This window comes from Vibrio sp. 1151_11 (assembly GCF_029478525.1).
Lineage (GTDB): Bacteria > Pseudomonadota > Gammaproteobacteria > Enterobacterales > Vibrionaceae > Vibrio > Vibrio anguillarum.
Genome location: NZ_SHMN01000004.1, coordinates 70865 through 89000, shown reverse-complemented (window position 1 = coordinate 89000; position 18136 = coordinate 70865). Strand labels below are relative to the sequence as shown.

Genomic DNA, 18136 nt, shown 5'->3' with positions numbered 1-18136 from the left:
TAATTACCTTTTAATTGATTTATGCATAACATTCCACCATGCCAATCTGATGGTCCTTGAAAGCCTTTCTATTTCTCTAAAAATTTTATTCTTTAAGGCAACTTTGGCTAATTTTGTTTTGTTCTGAATTTGGCTTTCCATATCAGATGGATTGTATATAGCATATGGCAATAATCCCATAGAAGATATGTGATGTTTATATGGTTCGCCAATAAAATTATCGACAGCACATAACCATTGCTCACTTTCGTCTAAAAATCTACGTGCCGCTTTCGGTGTAATGCTATATCCCCTAGCTCCTCCAGCATTATCCATCCACATCACAACTTGAAAGCCATCATGAGTATTTTCAATCATTTTACAATTAAAGTTTGTATCCTGAGGCTCAAGACGTAAATAGTCGTATTTTTTATGTAACTCAGGAAGCTTATCAATAACGAGCGAAAAAAATGGTGTTGGTAAAAAATCATCTTCAAATATTACTATGGGCTCATCTAACTCAACGCATTTTTCCCAGAGTGAATAATGACTCGCATATACGCCCTTTTCCCCAGGAGTCAAAGGTCTACCACGATATTTGATTCGATAATCATCATTTGGTTTCATAGCCAACTTAGGTGGTAATCCACTAAAACCATTTACAGCTTCAAAAAACTCACATTCAACATCTATTTCTGACAGTTTTTTCTGGACCCGATCTCGTCTAGCATTGGCCTCTTTCAAGTTAATCACAAATAATTTCATTTTCTTTTACTCTCACTATACGCATGTAATAGTTGATCAAAACTTATCTTTAAGGTGTTGATAGATCTCTTTTTTTGTTCTTTCTCAAACGATCGCTTCAATCTATCTAAATTTCCTTTCTTCCAGCTCTCGCCTTGTTGCTGGCAACACTTATCAAAATCAATAATCCATACCTTCTCTTGATCATCAATCAAGATGTTATGGATATTGAGATCGGTATGATTGACTTGTGCATCATGCATTTTGCGGATTTCTCGACCTATTTTTTCATACATTTCAGTCGGTAATGGACGTTCTTGTAAAATAGACACCAGATCGCGGGCGTTCGGGATTTTTTCGCTGAGTAAATCTGCCTGATAACAAAAAGTGCGCTTTACTGCTCGCGCGGCAATCGGGCGTGGAACATTTACCCCAGACTCTCTCAGAGTATTGAGCAATTCGAATTCTTGGAAACTGCGCGTTTTCTTCCAACCGGAAAAAAAGTAGTGATCACTAACTAACTTACCGAACAATCCACCACGCTTATAGTGGCGTAGTGCTGCTTCTATTTTTTCAGCTTTTACAAACCATGTCGTACCGCGCCCAGTAGCACAACCTGTGACGCTACCAGCCTGCTGCCAAAACTCAGGGTTAAAACAGCGGAGCGGATCTTCAACTAGCAAATGCTCGTCATACCAAATTGTTTGATTCTCTTTTTTCAGCGTTTTCATCGTTTCACTTTTTAATGACGAGATTGAATGTGCTTCATCGTGCTTGTTTGGCATTTTACATTTATCAGCGCTGTCTGCATAATTCTTACTAACTTTCTCTATACCGATGTCACTTATGGCTCTCTTTTCTTCTGCTCCATGCTCAATTTGTATATTGCGTCTGTCGGCGATTGGCGATGTGTGCAATGCAGTGGCCGCCGTGCAAGCAATTCAACACCAATGGCCTGAAACTCATATCACTTGGATCACTGGAAAGCTTGAAGCACAGTTACTCACTGATTTACCGAATGTAAACGTGGTTATATTCGACAAAAAACAGGGATGGAAAGCATATCAAAAATTATGGGCAGAACTTAAAGGGCAATCCTTCGATGCGCTTTTGCATATGCAGTATGCCTTTCGTGCCAGTATTGCCACACTGGGTATTAAAGCTAAATATAAACTCGGTTTTGATGCCGCCCGCAGCCAAGATTTCCAGCACCTGTTTACCAATGTAAAAGTGATATCGCCTCAAGCACCTCATGTATTAGATGGCTTACTCGCGTTTGCTGAATGCCTTGGAGTCAGAGATCTAGAACCTAAGTGGTCACTCACTTATTCAGATTCCGATCATCAATGGGCCAAGCAGCAACTTGCACATTCAAAGCGTAATTTAGTCGTGGTTCCTGCCGCGAGTAAGGCTTATAAAAATTGGACTGCTGAAGGCTATGTAGAAGTGATAACGCATGCTCAACAACTTGGTTGGCATATCATTTTAGCCGGTAGCCCTGCGCAAATTGAAGTTGATCTAGCAGCCGAAATAGCGAGTAAACTTACTCAGCCGGTACTCAATGTCGTTGGTAAAAGCCAGCTTAAAGAGATGTTGGCACTGCTCGACTTAGCCGATTTAGTGATAGCGCCAGATACAGGCCCAGCGCACATGGCCAATGCAATGAATACCCCAGTTATCGGTTTATACGCTCACCATAATCCACAGCGCACAGGGCCTTATCAGTATCGTGATTATGTGGTGTCTGCTTATGAAGAAGCACTGTTTGCCGAAACAGGAAAAACGAAAGAGCAAGTCAGTTGGCGTACTCGCGTCAAAGATGAACAAGCGATGCAGCGCATTCAAGCAAGCCATGTTATCCAAATGTTTGATAAGATAACGGCTGATTTTCAGCTAAACCCAATATCCGAGGAATGAATGTGAGCAAACCTACTTTAGCCGTTGCGCTGATCGTTAAAAATGAAGCGCAACATCTGCAAGCTTGCTTGGAAACCGTTCAACAATGGGTAGATGAAATCGTCGTCTTAGATTCAGGTAGCAGTGATAATACCGAAGAGATTGCGCGCCGTTATACTGACAAGTTTTTTGTCAATTCGCAGTGGCCTGGGTTTGGCCCACAGCGCCGCTTAGCGCAGTCGTATGTCGAGTCTGATTATGTGTTGTGGCTAGATGCCGATGAACGCGTGACCAAAGAGTTAAAAGAGAGCATTCAGCAAGCGGTCACCGCTAATAAACCCAATACACTGTATCAATTTGCCCGTTTAAGTTGGGTTTTTGGCCGCTATATTCGCCACTGTGGTTGGTATCCTGATCGCGTGTTGCGCCTCTACCCGACTCAATTAACGCAATATAACGAGGCTTTAGTGCATGAAAAAGTCGAAGTCGCTGATGGCATGAAAGTCGAGAATCTTGCAGGTGATGCGATTCACTACACCTATAACGATATTCATCATTATTTAGTTAAATCAGCAGGTTATGCCAAAGCATGGGCAGAGCAACGAGAAAAACGTGGTAAAAAAAGCAGCATTAGCCAAGGTATTTTGCATGCGCTTGGCTGCTTTTTGAAAATGTACGTTTTAAAAGCAGGCTTTTTAGATGGTAAGCAAGGCTTCTTGCTCTCTTTATTATCGGCGCACTCAACCTTTGTTAAATACGCCGATTTATGGGTTAGAACCAGCACTGAGCCGCCCAAGGGTTAAGTTCAGCTAACACCGCATTTATATCAATGCGGCTCATATCGGCCTGAGTTTCTTTGTCCGCTGCTTGCGGTGGACAAAATGCAATGTGGCGGCCTTGTGAGTTCAATGGTCGCCAACGCAGTGGCGTGGCTGAACGTTTGGCGGGGAAAAAGCCAACTGTGGGCACATCAATCGCAGCGGCAATATGCAAAGGCCCGGTTGAACCTGCGATAAAAATATCAGCGCAAGCAATCGAGCGTGAGAAATCAGCAAGCCCTTCATTTTTATCATACAGTGCCGCTCGCCCGCCCTTTTCTTCAATCAAAGCTTTTAACTGCGCGGCTTTCGCCTCTTCTCCCGGCCCGGCGGTGAGGATAATTTCTTGCTTGCCATCAATCCCCATCACTAACTGCGTGTATTGCTCTAGCGACAAATTATTCGCCGAACCGCCGCTTCCAGCATGAACAAACACCCACGGTTTACTTGTATCGAGATGAAGTTGCGTAGCCAGTTTGCTTTTTTGTTCAACAAGCTTCGCTTGATCAAATTGTAGATAAGGTGCGCTCGGCTCGACAACCTCTTTGCCAATATCATGCAAAAAAGCGCGTACCAAATCTAAGTTATACTCATATTCTGGTTTGGCTGATTGAGAGCGTTTTTGCTTAATTCGTTTGTTGTAAAAAATTTGAGCGAATTTAGTCGCCGGCGCTAAACGATAAGGAATACGAGATTTCCAAACTAATAGTGCATTGTAAGTGGTCGAGAAGAGGTTGATCGAGGCATCAAAGTGTTGCTGTTTAATCGCTTGAATACATTGTTTTTTCTGCGCAGAGGACGCGTGTTCCGTTGGGTCGACCATCACCGCATCAATCCACGGGCAAAGCTCGGCCAGCGCGACGGTATAGCTGGGGACTAACGCGGTAATATGGCAATCTGGCAACGAGGCTTTTAGCATCGCAAAACTTGGCCAAGCCAGCATGAAATCACCAATTTTATCGTTACGGATCACCAACAAATTGTTCATCGTCTCTTCTCTCACTCGCTAAGTGTCACAGTTTAATGCGGGCTACATCATACCGAGTTCAATAGGTAATTTTGAGTCTTTTTGTTAATATCAGTGCCAGTTAACCAATATGAGCCTTCCAATGTGAGCCAAAAAAGAATTTCGCGTGTGATTTATCCCGGCACTTTTGACCCCATCACCAATGGTCATTTGGATCTGATCGAACGCGCCGCCAATATGTTTGATGAAGTGATCATCGCCGTCGCCGCCAGCCCAAGCAAAAACACCATGTTTACTCTGCAAGAACGGGTCGCCTTTGCCAGCGCAGTCACTCAACATTTAGAGAATGTCACTGCCAAAGGATTTGCTGGGTTAATGGTCGATTTTGCGCGTGATGAAAAAGCCAATGTGCTGATCCGCGGTTTGCGTACTACGGTTGACTTCGAGTATGAATTTGGTTTGACCAACATGTACCGCCGTTTGATGCCAGGGCTGGAAAGTGTGTTTCTTACACCATCAGAGGAGCATGCGTTTATCTCCTCCACCATTGTGCGAGAAGTGGCGATTCATGGTGGAGAAGTTGATCAATTTGTTCCTGACATTGTCGCTAACGCCTTGCATGGCAAGAAAATATAGCCTTTAGGACGTACCTTATTTTTGGCAAGCAGAGCAGAAAAAGGTGTTACGCTGACCAATTTTTAGCGCTTCAATCGCTTGCCCACACGCTGGGCAAGGCTGTTGCGCTTTGCCATACACATTAAGCTCTTGAGCAAAATAGCCCGGTTTGCCATCCGCTTGTGCGAAATCTTTTAAAGTTGTGCCACCTTGTTGAATCGCCGTTGCTAAGACTGATTTAATTTCTCGCACGAGGCAATTCCATTCAGTCAGTGTCAGCGAATGAGCGGGCCGAGTGGGGAGAATTCGCGCATTAAACAGTGATTCACTCGCGTAGATATTGCCTACGCCAACCACTACTTTATTTTCCATAATAAATTGCTTAACGGCGATACGTTTGTTGCTCGCTTTTTGCGCAATATAATCTGCATCAAAATCATCGGTTAATGGCTCAGGACCGATATTACTCAACACCGAGTGGCTTTCTCCTTGCTCGCACCATAGCCAAGCGCCAAATCGACGTGGATCGTGGTAGCGCAGTACCTTGCCATTGGTTAATCGCAGATCAACGTGATCATGCTTACCTGCCGGAAAATCACACTCCAATACTCGCAATGAACCTGACATTCCCAAGTGAACAATCGCACTGCCAATATCGGTCTCTATCAATAAATATTTGGCTCGACGGGCAATATTGCGGATCACTTGCCCTTCTAACTGTTTCAGCTCTTGAGGGATGGCCCAACGTAATTTGGGCGTGCGGAATGTCAGTTGTTGGATCGTTTGTCCAACTAGATGCGGGCTAATCCCCATTTTACTTACTTCAACTTCGGGTAACTCAGGCATGATACATCTCGATTCTTCATTCGTCGTTCTTGGTTTGTTCAACGCTCAAAGAGAAATAATGACTCAGTTCGGAAAAAGAAAAGCTTCTTCTACCGAAAGTGCCACCCATTTCTCTTGCCAATTTTTCAATAACCAAAACTGGGGGGTTTGGTAGTAGGTGATCCTTTGCGGCTCTTCGCGATCCTGATACCACACCTCCACGGTTTGTGGGTTACGTAGTAGAGATGCAAGCGACTCGTAAGTGGCATCATCAACTTCAGTACCAACTAAACTCTGCCAGCGTTGTGCCAATATTTCAGGAGCAACTGAAATTGCTTTGCTTGATCGCCAACGGTTTTGATTCAGTTCAAGTGACCAGTCAGTAAAATGCAGTGCTTGCAGCTGTGCATTTGGATTAATCACATAAGGATAAGGGCTAGCAGGCGGTTCAATAAGATAAGTTTTGATGACTGTGGGTAAATTCAAAATGGCAATAAAAGCAATAACAGCCAAGATAAGAATATTATTCCAACGGCGGCGATTGATACGCATAAGTGATCCCTAAGAGTTTATCTTTGAGTAACTTAGCACATTATAGTGAGAGCTGACATTGCAGGGTACAAATTCCAGACAATAAAAAACCCAGCCAAAGCTGGGCCTTTCAATGCTTACAAAGCGTAAAATCAATTACTTGATTTTGCCTTCTTTGTAAAGAACGTGCTGGCGAACTACTGGATCAAATTTCTTGATCTCAAATTTGCCTGGCATGTTGCGTTTGTTCTTGTCAGTTGTGTAGAAGTGACCAGTACCTGCAGAAGATATTAGTCGAATTTTCTCACGAATGCCTTTAGCCATTGCTCAATTCCTCTTAAACGTTTTCGCCACGTGCACGGATATCAACAAGAACAGCATCAATGCCTTTCTTATCGATGATACGCATGCCTTTAGCAGTTAGACGTAGTTTAACAAAACGTTTTTCGCTCTCTACCCAGAAACGATGAGTTTGTAGGTTCGGCAGAAAACGACGCTTAGTAGCATTTCGTGCGTGTGAACGGTTGTTACCCGTTATTGGACGCTTACCAGTTACTTGGCATACTCGGGACATGAATGTCTTCTCCAAATCGTTTCAGCTCGATATCAACCTTGGTGGCCGAACCTCGTTCTCGATGTATTAAGAAGTTTGAGGTTAAAAACCGTTATGGAAAATCCATACAAGGCTATCAAAGGTCGCGTATTATACTAACTTGACATGCATTGCTCAAGACCCGAACAGATCCTTTTTACGGATTTGGCGATCTTTTTTTAAGCAGAGCTGATTTAGGTTGATAATTTAGTGCGCGAATCATACCAGAATAATCTTAAGTCACAACCTAAAATGTGATTCAAATCCACCCTCTTTCTGCAAAAGAAATTACCTCGCCGTCGCCCACCACAAAATGGTCCAAAATACGGATGTCCACTAACGCAAGCGCATCGGTTAATCGACGTGTGATTCTGCGATCGGCTTGGCTAGGCTCAGCAACGCCTGACGGATGATTATGAGCCAATATTAATGCCGCCGCATTATGGTGGAGCGCTCTTTTAACCACCTCACGAGGGTAAACGCTGGCCGCGTCAATCGTCCCCTCAAACAATACTTCATCGCTGATCACTCGGTGTTGATTATCCAAAAACAGAATATAGAAGGCTTCTCGATGGCGATCGCGCAGCACACTCGATAAATAAAGCTTGGTTTGCTCTGGGCTAGTCAAAGCGCCACCTCGTTTGAGCGTTTCGGCCAAATAGCGCTGCGTCATTTCAAGCACCGCCTGCAATTGAACGTATTTGGCTTCGCCCAACCCTTTATGGCGGCAAAACTCTTGCTGGTTGGCCGAAAAAAGCGCTCGAAGTGATCCAAACTCACGCAGCAGCAGATCCGAGAGAGCGAGCACATTCATTCCTTGAGTACCAGTACGAAGAAAAATCGCCAGCAGTTCAGCATCCGATAATGCATGAGGACCGCGAGCGAGCAATTTTTCCCGCGGCATTGATTCTGTGGGCAGTGATTTGAGGCTCATTAAGCACTCCTAGGGTTAAAGGTACTCAGACAACATAGAGAAATAGCCAAGCCTGCAACTTTGCTTCTCTTTATTTAGGCTTGATTCATGGTTTTTTGTAATTGATAAGTGATGAAAGACGCAGAAACACTCGTCCAATATGAAAGGATTGAGCGGATCATAAGGTCACTCGATGCGAGAGTTGTGCTAACATAATGCGCAGAATTTTTGAGGAAAAGATAATGCAAACACTGGCAGGAAAAAAGATTCTGCTCGGCATTAGCGGCGGTATTGCTGCGTATAAATGTGCTGAGTTAACGCGTCGTTTGATTGAACGTGGCGCACAAGTACAAGTGGTGATGACTCACGCTGCAAAAGAGTTTATAACGCCACTGACTATGCAAGCCGTCTCTGGCAGGCCAGTTTCAGATAGCTTATTAGACCCAGCCGCCGAAGCGTCTATGGGCCATATTGAACTTGCCAAATGGGCAGACTTAGTCCTACTGGCTCCCGCGACAGCGGATCTCATCGCGCGCGTCGCCGCAGGGATGGGTAATGATTTACTCACCACTTTGATTTTAGCCACCAATGCGCCAGTGGCCGTCTCGCCGGCAATGAATCAGCAGATGTATCGCAATATCGCCACACAAGAGAATATTGCCACGCTTAAACGCCGAGGCATGATGATTTGGGGCCCAGCAGCTGGTGAACAGGCGTGTGGCGATGTTGGCCCGGGCCGCATGCTTGAGCCAATGCAATTGGTTGAGCGCTGCGAGTTTTTTTTCCAAACAGAGGTGGCAAACAACACACTGCTCGCCGGTAAGTCACTGTTGATTAGCGCAGGTCCAACCCGTGAAGCACTCGATCCAGTCCGCTATATCAGTAACCACAGTTCAGGCAAAATGGGCTATGCGATTGCGCAGGCCGCCGCTCAATTAGGCGCGAAAGTGACTCTGATCAGTGGCCCGGTCAATTTGCTCACACCGCCACAAGTACAACGTATTGATGTGGAAAGTGCCTGCGATATGCATCAGCAAGTGATGGCGCAAGCGCAATCACATGATGTGTTCATCAGTTGCGCCGCCGTAGCCGACTATCGCCCTGAGATCGTCGCCGATCAAAAGATCAAAAAAACCGATGCGAGCGATCACATGCTCATCACCATGGTCAAAAATCCCGACATCGTCGCCAGCGTAGCTGCATTGAAAGAAAACCGCCCGTTCACGGTAGGCTTTGCGGCTGAAACGCAGCAAGTTGAAAAATATGCCCGCGCTAAACTGCTCAACAAAAAACTGGATATGATCTGCGCCAATGATGTTTCTGTTGCGGGCCAAGGCTTTAATAGTAACGACAATGCGCTGACCATTTATTGGCAAGGCGGAGAGCAAGCATTACCTTTGAGTTCAAAATCTGCATTAGCTCACGCGCTGATGCAACTGATCGCGAGTCAACTGTAGGCTACAGACAGACGTTCTAAGCTTCTTTTAGGGTTCATAGCGTTTATTGGGTGGTAAAATCACCACCCAGTTCAATCATTTTCATTTTTACGCTACGCAGTCCGAAAACTGTCCGTTAAACTACTGCGCTTAATGGACAATACCCAAACCATCTGAAGGGTATAAATATTTGCTCACAAGCATGTGGTAACTAAAAGGAAATCGGGTCATGGCCGTCAATAAGAAAATCAATCGTCGTGAAGAGATTCTACAAGCACTCGCTGAAATGCTGGAATCTAACGATGGTGCATCACGCATCACCACAGCAAAGCTAGCCAAACAAGTGGGCGTTTCTGAAGCGGCTTTGTACCGTCATTTTCCGAGTAAAGCACGGATGTTTGAAGGCTTGATTGAGTTTATTGAAGAGTCTTTAATGTCGCGGATTAATCGCATTTTGGATGAAGAGAAAGATACACTCAACCGCATCCGCTTAGTGCTACAGCTTATCTTGGCTTTTTCGGAACGTAACCCGGGCTTGACACGAATTTTATCCGGCCATGCTCTAATGTTTGAAAATGAGCGACTGCGTGAACGGATCAACCAACTGTTCGAACGCATAGAAACGTCACTACGTCAGATCCTTCGCGAACGTAAACTGCGTGAAGGTAAATCCTTCCCCGTCGACGAAAGCATTTTAGCCGCGCAACTGCTTGGCCAAGTGGAAGGAAGCCTAAATCGCTTTGTGCGATCTGACTTTAAATACCAACCGACGGCAAATTTTGAAGAGTATTGGGCATTATTAAGCGCTCAGATTCAGTAAAAACAAACCACCACCGTCGTGACAAAGAATCATCAGTGAAAGAATCAAGAGTAATGAGCAAAGAAAAATACGGTAAACCTGAGTTTTCCCTCTCGCTACTGCACCCTAAATATTGGGGCGTGTGGCTTAGCTTTGGGCTACTCGCTTTAATAGTAAACCTGCTTCCTTATTCTGCGTTACTAAAAATAGGACGCAGCATGGGCGCGTTTGGAATGCGCTTTGCTAACAAACGAGTACACATTGCCACGCGTAATCTACAGCTATCTTTTCCAGAGAAAAGTGCAGGTGAGATTGAGCATATTGTTAACGAAAACTTTAAAAACACTGGCATGGCGCTGATAGAAACCGGAATTACTTGGTTTTGGCCGACTTGGCGTTTTGCTCGCCTGCTTGATGTGAAAGATGTCAGTGCCCTTTTGCAACTCAAACAAGAAAAACGTGGCGCACTGCTTTGTTGCGTACATGCGTTAAATTTAGAAATTACAGCACGCGCTTTTGGTGTAATAGGCTTTGAAGGCTATGGCGTTTACCGCCCACACAGCAACCCTGCGTATGAATTTATCCAATACCGTGGTCGCACACGCAATGGCAATAAACTAATCTACCGCACCGACATTAAACAGATGATCCGCGTACTCAAAAAGGGCGAGCGCCTATTTTATCTACCCGATCAAGATTACGGCCATAACAAATCGGTGTTTGTTCCCTTCTTTGCGGTCAAAGAAGCGTGTACCACCACAGGCACCAGTATTCTGGCTTATACTAGCCAATGCGCGATTGTCCCTGGTTCAGGGTTTCGAAACGCCAACGGAAAATATGAAATCATCGCCGATAAAACCATTGATGGCGACTATCCAAAAGATGACATGACCGCCGCCGCCGCTTACATGAATAAATACGTTGAAGAAGTGATTCTACGCGCACCAGAACAGTGGATGTGGCTGCATAAGCGTTTTAAATCTTTGCCAGATGAAACGTTAACTAACTCTCGCTATTTATAACTAGAAAAAGGTTTTGCTTTCAATGAGCAACAACGAAAACAGCACAGACAAACACTTGCACAACCCCACATTCCAATGGTCTTTTTTACACCCAAAACATTGGGGAACTTGGATTGGGATCTTCTTTGCCGCTCTGTTCGCCTTTATGCCACCCGTATGGCGAGATAGGCTAGCGCGCAAATTATCCACCTTTGCGGTACGCAAAAACGGCCGTGTTGTACGCCGCACGCGAGTGAATCTGGAAAAATGCTTTCCTGAAAAATCCCCGCAAGAACGCCAGGCTATTTTGGAAGAAACCTTTGTCAAAGCAGCACAATACATGCTCGGTTATTCGGAGTTTTTGGTTCGTTCCACGAAACACAATCAGCAACGCGGCATCATGATTGGTGAAGAGAACTTATTGCCATTGTTAGATGCTGGCGAGAACGTGATCATCCTCGCCCCTCATGCTTGGGCGGTCGATTACCCTGCGGTAATGCTTGCGGCAAAAGGCTATAAAGTAACCACCATCATGAAGCCACAGCGCAATCCTATCGGTGATTGGTTAATGCACGTCCAACGCATGCAATATGGCGGGCGTATTTTTGCACGTGATGCTGGGGTAAAACCGTTTGTACGTTCAATTAAAGATGGATACTTAGGCTACTGGCTGCCCGATGAAGACTTTGGCCCGGCCAACTCGGTCTTTGTTCCATTCTTTGGCACTGAAAAAGCCACGTTAAAAGGTTTTGGTAAAATGGCGCGCCTATCAAAGGCGAAAGTCGTGCCAATTTTGCCTGCTTATAACGATAAAACCTGTAAGTACGAAGTACATATTTTGCCTGCATTAGAAAACTTTCCAACGGGCGATGAAGAGCAAGATGCACGCGCTATGAATAAGGCGATTGAAGATTTAGTCACACCACGCCCAGAACAGTACATGTGGAATTTATCACTGTTGAAAACGCAGCGTGATGGCTCGGAAATTTACGATAACTCGCACCATGGCGATCAAAGTTAATCGCTAGAATAACTAAACTCATAACAAACAAGCCCCGAGCGACAAACTCGGGGCTTTTACTTTTCAACAAGTGGCTCTACGATTCGCAAATAAGTTGATGCTTAAATTCCGTACTGAGCACGATACGCTTTTACCGCCTCAAGGTGCTTAGCATCTGCCCCTTTCTCTTCAAGGTAAGTAACCAGATCGGTCAGGCTAACAATTGAGATGATCGCGCAACCAAAATCACGCTCGACTTCTTGAATGGCAGAAAGCTCTCCTTTGCCTTTTTCTTGGCGGTCAATTGCCACCAAAACACCAGCAAGATCCGCACCGTTAGCTTGAATGATTTCCATCGACTCACGAATGGCAGTACCAGCCGTAATGACATCATCCACCAGCATAATGCGCCCTTCTAATGCGCTACCGACCAAGTTACCGCCCTCACCGTGGTCTTTCGCTTCTTTACGGTTAAAGCAATACGGCGTATCAACATCATGATGATCAGCCAACGCTACTGCAGTTGTAGTCGCAATTGGGATCCCTTTGTACGCAGGTCCAAATAGCACATCAAACTCAATCCCAGAATCGACCAAAGCAGCGGCATAAAAACGCCCTAAGCGCGCTAAATCACGGCCAGTATTAAACAAGCCAGCGTTAAAGAAATAAGGGCTTTTTCGGCCAGACTTCAAAGTAAACTCGCCAAACTTCAAGACTTCTTTTTCTAGTGCAAATTCAATAAATTCACGCTGGTATGCTTTCATGATTTTCTCTCTCTTAACTCATACACTTTGGTTTATTTCTCTTTCCCAACAAGAACAACCCCCTCCTAGCCTCCCCCTAAAAGGGGAGGTACTAAGATGATGCATTCCCTCCCCTCAAGGGCAATATTGGGAACACTTCCTTTATTCCCTCCCCTTATAGGGGAGGGTTAGGGTGGGGTCATCACGTACAACAATACAATGAATAAAACGGGCAAAAAAATAGCCCCCAACTGGGAGCTACTTGATCAATCTAATAACGATGCTTTCTGCGCTTCAACAATATCAGCGATGCCTTTCTTGGCAACGGCCAGTAAATCCATCAGCTCTTCATGGCTAAACGGTTCACCCTCTGCGGTGCCTTGAATTTCAATCATCTTACCATTTTCAGTCATCACCACATTCATATCAGTGTCGGCGGCAGAATCTTCCACGTATTCCAAATCACATAAAATGTTTTCACCCAGGATGCCTACTGAGACAGCAGCAACATGGCCTTTCATTGGATTCTTCTTCAATTTACCGCTAGCAACCAGATGAGCAAACGCATCCGCTAGTGCCACACTTGCGCCCGTAATTGATGCAGTGCGAGTACCGCCGTCCGCTTGAATAACGTCACAGTCAACCGTGATCATCACCTCTGGCATTGCCTCTAAATCCACCACAGCACGTAAGCTGCGAGCGATGAGACGTTGGATCTCCATGGTGCGGCCACCTTGCTTACCGTTGGTCGCTTCACGACGAGTCCGTGAATGGGTTGCACGTGGCAGCATGCCGTATTCGGCAGTAACCCAACCTTTACCCTGACCTTTCAACCAGCGAGGAACACCCTCTTCGACAGTGGCATTACACAATACTTTGGTATTACCAAATTCCACCAATACTGACCCTTCAGCATAAGCAGTGTAGTTGCGAGTGATTTTAATTGGGCGAATTTGATCGGCCGCGCGGTCATTTGGACGCATAGTGCATCTACCTTTTATCGGGTGAGACGGAATCGATTGGGGCGAGATTATAGCGGATTAGCCGCCTTGACGCTAGGTTGGTCACCCTTTGCATTGGCGTGAACCTAGTACACGCGTGAAGCTAGTGCTAACATACCTCTCGTTTGATATTTCATCTTCGTGAGCAAAGGACAAATCAATGATTTACAGCATGACCGCGTACGCGCGTAAAGAAGTTAAAGGTGATTGGGGTACTGCGGTATGGGAAATTCGCTCGGTAAACCAACGTTATCTTGAAACCTACTTCCGCCTGCCGGAACAATTTCGTGGTCTTGAGCCTGTACTGCGTGAACGCTTTCGCCAACGTTTAGCGCGCGGCAAAGTAGAATGTCACTTACGTTATGAAGCAAACCCTGCGGCTAAAAGTGAGCTGAATATCAATGAAGCACTCGCCAATCAAGTGATTAAAGCCGCCAACCAAGTAATGCACATGACAGGCGAGTTAAGCCGCATTAATCCATTTCAAATCATGCAGTGGCCCGGCGTAATGGAAACGCCAGAACAAGACATGGACAGCATTAATAAAGCCTTATTAGCAGGCTTTGATGACGCAATCATTGAATTCATTGACGCACGTGGCCGTGAAGGTGACAACATGAAGGCGTTAATCGAACAACGCCTGACGGCGATCAGTGAAGAAGTGGTAAAAGTGCGCGCACGCATGCCAGAAATCCTGCAATGGCAACGTGAACGTCTACTGACTAAGTTTGAAGAAGCAAAGATTGAGCTTGATGCAACACGCGTCGAGCAAGAGCTGATTTTACTTGCACAAAAATCAGACGTTGCCGAAGAGTTAGACCGCCTCGATTCTCACGTCAAAGAAGCACGTAATGTGCTCAAAAAAGGCGGTTCATGTGGCCGTAAGCTCGATTTCATGATGCAAGAATTTAACCGCGAATCGAACACGTTAGCCTCGAAATCAATCAGCACAGACATCACGGCCTCTGGCGTAGAACTTAAGGTTCTGATTGAGCAAATGAGAGAGCAAATCCAAAACATCGAATAGTTTTTCAGCTTCGGCGATTCAGATTAAGTGGATGACGATGGATAAAAACACGGAAGGCACCATAGCCTTCCGTTATCTAGTTAACTCACAAAGTAACCATGCAGGCTACTTACTGACACTGATCATTTCGTTGAAGTACTCGACTTGCTGTTCCATGCTCAGACTTTGATTATTTGAACCCAACGCCCAGATAAAGAAACCACCGTAACCATTCTCTTTTTGCCACTTGGCACGGTTGAGGTTGTTTTCACGGCTCTCCACAAAATTGCCGTTTGGCCCCCACTGGCTATTGATCGTATTGCCTAAAACAATTTTCGACTTGTCTCCAATGTATTGAGCGTAATTGGCCATCGCAACATCGTAGAGGAAGTTTTGGCCAGCGTCATAGGTCATGACGTTGAAGAAATCGAAATCGTTCTTGGTTGCTTGTAACAGATCGATCACTTCACCATGGTGAGACGAGCGGCCTGATGGCTCAACGTAAGAACAATTTTCAAACACACTTGAATCCATGCATGCCACAGGATCAGCACCGACATGGTATGTGGTCAGCGACAACACTTTATTGTCGCCCACTTTTTGGCGTATCAGTTTAATCAATGCGGTTAGGTCTTGGTTCTCTTTATCGGTAATGCGCGCCGCTTTCTCGAAGTCAAAATCAAGACCATCGATTTGCACATAACCCGCTAATTGGTACTTGCTGTAATCACATTGGCCATCACCCCCCGTCGCAAGGCAGTCACCCACCACCTCTTCTGGTTTTAGGTTCTTCTTATAGACAGGGAAGGGTTTGTTGACCAATTCAACGAGGCCATTGGCCACCGCCTCCCGATTTGCATCGCTATCAATCGCAGACCAAATACTTTCATAAGTTTGACCACCAAACGCGACCATCATGGTGACATTGCTATTATCGTGTTTTAAGGTTGACCACGCTAAGTACTGAGATGGCATCCAATCTGGGTTGTAACTTGGTGGGGTTACCATGTCATCAGAAATCGTAATGTTACCGCTAGCATCCCATTTACCGAACGATAATAAATAACCGTCACCTTCAGAATTAAACAGTTTTTCATAATCGTTTAATCCCCAAGAAGTGAGATAACTAATGGCACGGTCTGGGTTATCGGCAAGGCCACCACCACCGGTACTCTCTTTCACTGTAATATTCGATGGGGCTGACATTTGCTCTTGATTGGCACTGTTGAGCGCCTTTGCGTAAATAGCGTAGTTGCCTGCTTGCGCTCCAATCCACTCATATTCATAAGGTGCTTCGGTGTCTTGATTCAGTACCTTGCCGTTGGCAATAAACGTCACGGACGTCACCTCACCTTCATAGCTCTTAGCATCCGCTTTGATTGAGATCGCTCGGCCTTCAAAGAAGCTTGAACCGTCTACAGGGGAAGAGAGTGACACCAGCAGATCTTTATCAGTAATGGCAATCGAAATCGGTGCAGTTTGAGCACTTGCACCTTGATCGTCATATGCGGCAACCGTGAGTGTGTATTGTCCTTCAACTTGAGCAGGCACAGTGATGGTGTAGAGGTCGCCCGAAGAAGAGGTGGATGTTGCAACGACTTCGCCATTCAATTGAACATCGACACGCGCCACTTGGGTATCGTCGCTCGCCTCAACGACCACCTCAAATGGCTGATTGGGTGCTATTTTTTGTCCATTTTCTGGCGATTGAACATGCACTTCAGGAACAGGGTTAGGATCGCACTCACCAACGTCATTCCATGCATCTTTCCATGCATCTGGATAATTTGGATGCCCAGTACCCGGTGTCCATACTGGGTTACCACACCAACCTGCGGTTTTACATGCGTAGATATGGCCAATATTGGTTACTTCATCTCCCACTTGATAGCTCACGCCATCTTGGTACTGTGCAACGTCACCGCAACTACCACTCACATCAGTAACCGTAATCGTCAGATTTTTTTGTGTTACATGCCGTTCATCATCTTGCGCTTCAACACGTAATGCAGCGCTTCCGGCCGTTTGAGGGGTCCAGTCACAAGAGAACACTTGCTCTGTTTTGGCATCGATACTGCAAACTTCGGTGTCATTAGCAAAAAATTTAACGGTAGCCAGATCATTATCAGCATCGGTCACTTCAGCAGAGATCGTCAAACTTGTGCCTTGTGGGTGGGATGATCCCGCTTCTGGGGAAATGAACTCAACGACCGGAGGATTAGGTGCCGTCGATTCTGACTCGACAGAAACAGGCACGCTTTGCTCAGAGAGCTTATCGCCTTCCTCATTGAACGCGATAACTGAAATGGAGGCCGCTCCTATCTCTTGCGGTTGCCACACTTGCTGATATTCGGTGACACCTTGCTTCAATGGTTGTTGAGCAATTTTGTCTTGGTTAGCCCAAAACTCAAGCTTACCGGCACTCTCACCATCAATACGAGCCATAATGCTGACGTCTGTGCCCGTGTATACCACTGAATTTGGCGCTGGAGAGAGAATATCTAGCGAAAAATCGGGCGGTGGTGTGATGCCCCCTTCCATTTTCACAATAACAGAATCTTCAAAAGCACTCAGGTTTTCCAATGAACCAGCAAAAGCGATCGTCAAGGAGAGTGATTCTGAGGCATTCAGAACGCTGTCAACCCAAGCACCTTCAGGGAATTTAAGCGCCACTGAATGGAGAATACCGCCTGCTTGAGCGGTATGAGATAAACTCCACGTAGGATGGGATAGCGCCGATGATTGCCAACCTATATCGTTAATCGCAACGGGTAATACAAATTCGATGACCGCATCGCGCATATCCGCTGACTCTGATCCTGTATTTTTAATCGCTAAGGTGTAAGTGCTCCACCATTGCCCCTCTGACTCAGCAACCGCATCAGCGCGAAACTCAGCAGCAATAGCCTGAGATATTGGATTTAAAAGTAGGCCAGAGAAAAGGATGGTTAGGCCTAAAGCCCGATAATAATTTTTATCGGCCACTGAGACTGGCGTGTTTTTTTGATTAAACATTATTTTATACCCTTATATTAAATTTATAATATTCGGTATGTTTATTAGCACCACCACCAATAATTAACATCAACAATTTTCGATTAAAATAATTTTTGGAATGACAATCAATATTTATTTAAAATCTAAATAATCGGCATGAATGAATTAAATTATATTGATTACATTTTAAGATAAATTAAAGACATGAAAAAACCTGATTTTTTATTCTAATTAAATGTAAAAATAAATATTATATTACCTATGTTTAAATAA

At 45.2% G+C, this 18136-nt stretch carries 19 protein-coding genes; 8 read left to right on the top strand and 11 right to left on the bottom strand.

The genetic code is table 11. The features are described from left to right. Positions 1 to 3 precede the first annotated feature (3 nt). Together EXZ60_RS04745 and EXZ60_RS04740 are read right to left on the bottom strand one after the other, a co-directional pair. Entirely contained in the window at positions 4 to 744 is a 741-nt protein-coding gene (locus tag EXZ60_RS04745; RefSeq protein ID WP_277435369.1) for a glycosyltransferase family 25 protein, read from the bottom strand. After that, positions 741 to 1454, bottom strand: a complete 714-nt coding sequence (locus tag EXZ60_RS04740) for a 3-deoxy-D-manno-octulosonic acid kinase (RefSeq protein WP_234911103.1) — start codon at positions 1452 to 1454, stop codon at positions 741 to 743. The genes EXZ60_RS04745 and EXZ60_RS04740 overlap by 4 nt, the downstream gene beginning before the upstream one ends. Before the next feature lie 115 nt (positions 1455 to 1569). Here EXZ60_RS04740 and EXZ60_RS04735 point away from each other — a divergent pair, with 115 nt between their 5' ends. Then, positions 1570 to 2640, top strand: coding sequence for a glycosyltransferase family 9 protein (locus tag EXZ60_RS04735; RefSeq protein WP_277435368.1), 1071 nt, complete (start codon positions 1570 to 1572; stop codon positions 2638 to 2640). Continuing rightward, positions 2637 to 3422: a glycosyltransferase family 2 protein gene (locus tag EXZ60_RS04730; protein WP_277435367.1), complete on the top strand. Its 786-nt coding sequence runs from the start codon at positions 2637 to 2639 to the stop codon at positions 3420 to 3422. Before EXZ60_RS04735 ends, EXZ60_RS04730 begins: the two co-directional genes overlap by 4 nt. Here the strand turns inward: EXZ60_RS04730 and EXZ60_RS04725 are convergent. After that, positions 3391 to 4425 (bottom strand): glycosyltransferase family 9 protein, encoded by a 1035-nt coding sequence (locus tag EXZ60_RS04725; RefSeq protein WP_277435366.1) that lies wholly within the window; start codon positions 4423 to 4425, stop codon positions 3391 to 3393. The two genes, EXZ60_RS04730 and EXZ60_RS04725, sit on opposite strands and share 32 nt — an antisense overlap. A 123-nt stretch (positions 4426 to 4548) precedes the next feature. Here EXZ60_RS04725 and coaD point away from each other — a divergent pair, with 123 nt between their 5' ends. Then, positions 4549 to 5040, top strand: coding sequence for a pantetheine-phosphate adenylyltransferase (coaD, locus tag EXZ60_RS04720; RefSeq protein ID WP_026028196.1), 492 nt, complete (start codon positions 4549 to 4551; stop codon positions 5038 to 5040). Between the two features lie 15 nt (positions 5041 to 5055). On the opposite strand, the gene mutM is transcribed toward coaD, so the two are convergent. From mutM to radC, 5 genes are all read right to left on the bottom strand, one after another. Continuing rightward, the gene (gene mutM, locus EXZ60_RS04715) at positions 5056 to 5865 is read right to left on the bottom strand and encodes a bifunctional DNA-formamidopyrimidine glycosylase/DNA-(apurinic or apyrimidinic site) lyase (protein ID WP_277435365.1); all 810 of its coding nucleotides are present in this window, start codon (positions 5863 to 5865) and stop codon (positions 5056 to 5058) included. Positions 5866 to 5928: 63 nt separating this feature from the next. Further along, complete coding sequence (locus EXZ60_RS04710) at positions 5929 to 6396, bottom strand: hypothetical protein (protein ID WP_013855728.1); 468 nt, start codon at positions 6394 to 6396, stop codon at positions 5929 to 5931. 135 nt (positions 6397 to 6531) lie between these two features. Then, on the bottom strand, positions 6532 to 6699 hold the full coding sequence (gene rpmG, locus EXZ60_RS04705; protein ID WP_010318992.1) for a 50S ribosomal protein L33: 168 nt from the start codon (positions 6697 to 6699) through the stop codon (positions 6532 to 6534). 13 nt (positions 6700 to 6712) lie between these two features. Then, the gene (gene rpmB, locus EXZ60_RS04700; protein ID WP_004397476.1) at positions 6713 to 6949 is read right to left on the bottom strand and encodes a 50S ribosomal protein L28; all 237 of its coding nucleotides are present in this window, start codon (positions 6947 to 6949) and stop codon (positions 6713 to 6715) included. Positions 6950 to 7226: 277 nt separating this feature from the next. Next, the gene (radC, locus tag EXZ60_RS04695) at positions 7227 to 7901 is read right to left on the bottom strand and encodes a DNA repair protein RadC (RefSeq protein ID WP_194576646.1); all 675 of its coding nucleotides are present in this window, start codon (positions 7899 to 7901) and stop codon (positions 7227 to 7229) included. A 194-nt stretch (positions 7902 to 8095) separates the two neighbouring features. On the opposite strand from radC, the gene coaBC reads away from it, so the two are divergent. From coaBC to lpxM, 4 genes are all read left to right on the top strand, one after another. Continuing rightward, the gene (gene coaBC, locus EXZ60_RS04690; RefSeq protein ID WP_094165798.1) at positions 8096 to 9337 is read left to right on the top strand and encodes a bifunctional phosphopantothenoylcysteine decarboxylase/phosphopantothenate--cysteine ligase CoaBC; all 1242 of its coding nucleotides are present in this window, start codon (positions 8096 to 8098) and stop codon (positions 9335 to 9337) included. 208 nt (positions 9338 to 9545) lie between these two features. After that, positions 9546 to 10136, top strand: a complete 591-nt coding sequence (slmA, locus tag EXZ60_RS04685; RefSeq protein ID WP_013855724.1) for a nucleoid occlusion factor SlmA — start codon at positions 9546 to 9548, stop codon at positions 10134 to 10136. A 53-nt stretch (positions 10137 to 10189) separates the two neighbouring features. Further along, complete coding sequence (gene lpxL / locus EXZ60_RS04680; protein ID WP_277435364.1) at positions 10190 to 11137, top strand: LpxL/LpxP family Kdo(2)-lipid IV(A) lauroyl/palmitoleoyl acyltransferase; 948 nt, start codon at positions 10190 to 10192, stop codon at positions 11135 to 11137. 22 nt (positions 11138 to 11159) lie between these two features. Continuing rightward, the gene (gene lpxM / locus EXZ60_RS04675; protein WP_029189937.1) at positions 11160 to 12137 is read left to right on the top strand and encodes a lauroyl-Kdo(2)-lipid IV(A) myristoyltransferase; all 978 of its coding nucleotides are present in this window, start codon (positions 11160 to 11162) and stop codon (positions 12135 to 12137) included. 101 nt (positions 12138 to 12238) lie between these two features. Here lpxM and pyrE read toward each other — a convergent pair whose 3' ends face one another. Both pyrE and rph read right to left on the bottom strand, forming a co-directional pair. Continuing rightward, positions 12239 to 12880 carry an orotate phosphoribosyltransferase gene (pyrE, locus tag EXZ60_RS04670; RefSeq protein WP_013855722.1) on the bottom strand — a complete coding sequence of 214 codons (642 nt, stop codon included), beginning with the start codon at positions 12878 to 12880 and terminating at the stop codon, positions 12239 to 12241. A gap of 245 nt (positions 12881 to 13125) precedes the next feature. Further along, positions 13126 to 13842 carry a ribonuclease PH gene (rph, locus tag EXZ60_RS04665; RefSeq protein ID WP_017042236.1) on the bottom strand — a complete coding sequence of 239 codons (717 nt, stop codon included), beginning with the start codon at positions 13840 to 13842 and terminating at the stop codon, positions 13126 to 13128. Between the two features lie 178 nt (positions 13843 to 14020). On the opposite strand from rph, the gene EXZ60_RS04660 reads away from it, so the two are divergent. Continuing rightward, a complete protein-coding gene (locus tag EXZ60_RS04660; protein ID WP_013855720.1) occupies positions 14021 to 14887 on the top strand; it encodes a YicC/YloC family endoribonuclease in 867 nt (288 codons plus the stop codon). A 105-nt stretch (positions 14888 to 14992) separates the two neighbouring features. Here the strand turns inward: EXZ60_RS04660 and EXZ60_RS04655 are convergent, their stop codons facing one another. After that, on the bottom strand, positions 14993 to 17881 hold the full coding sequence (locus tag EXZ60_RS04655) for an Ig-like domain-containing protein (RefSeq protein ID WP_277435363.1): 2889 nt from the start codon (positions 17879 to 17881) through the stop codon (positions 14993 to 14995). Positions 17882 to 18136 lie beyond the last annotated feature (255 nt).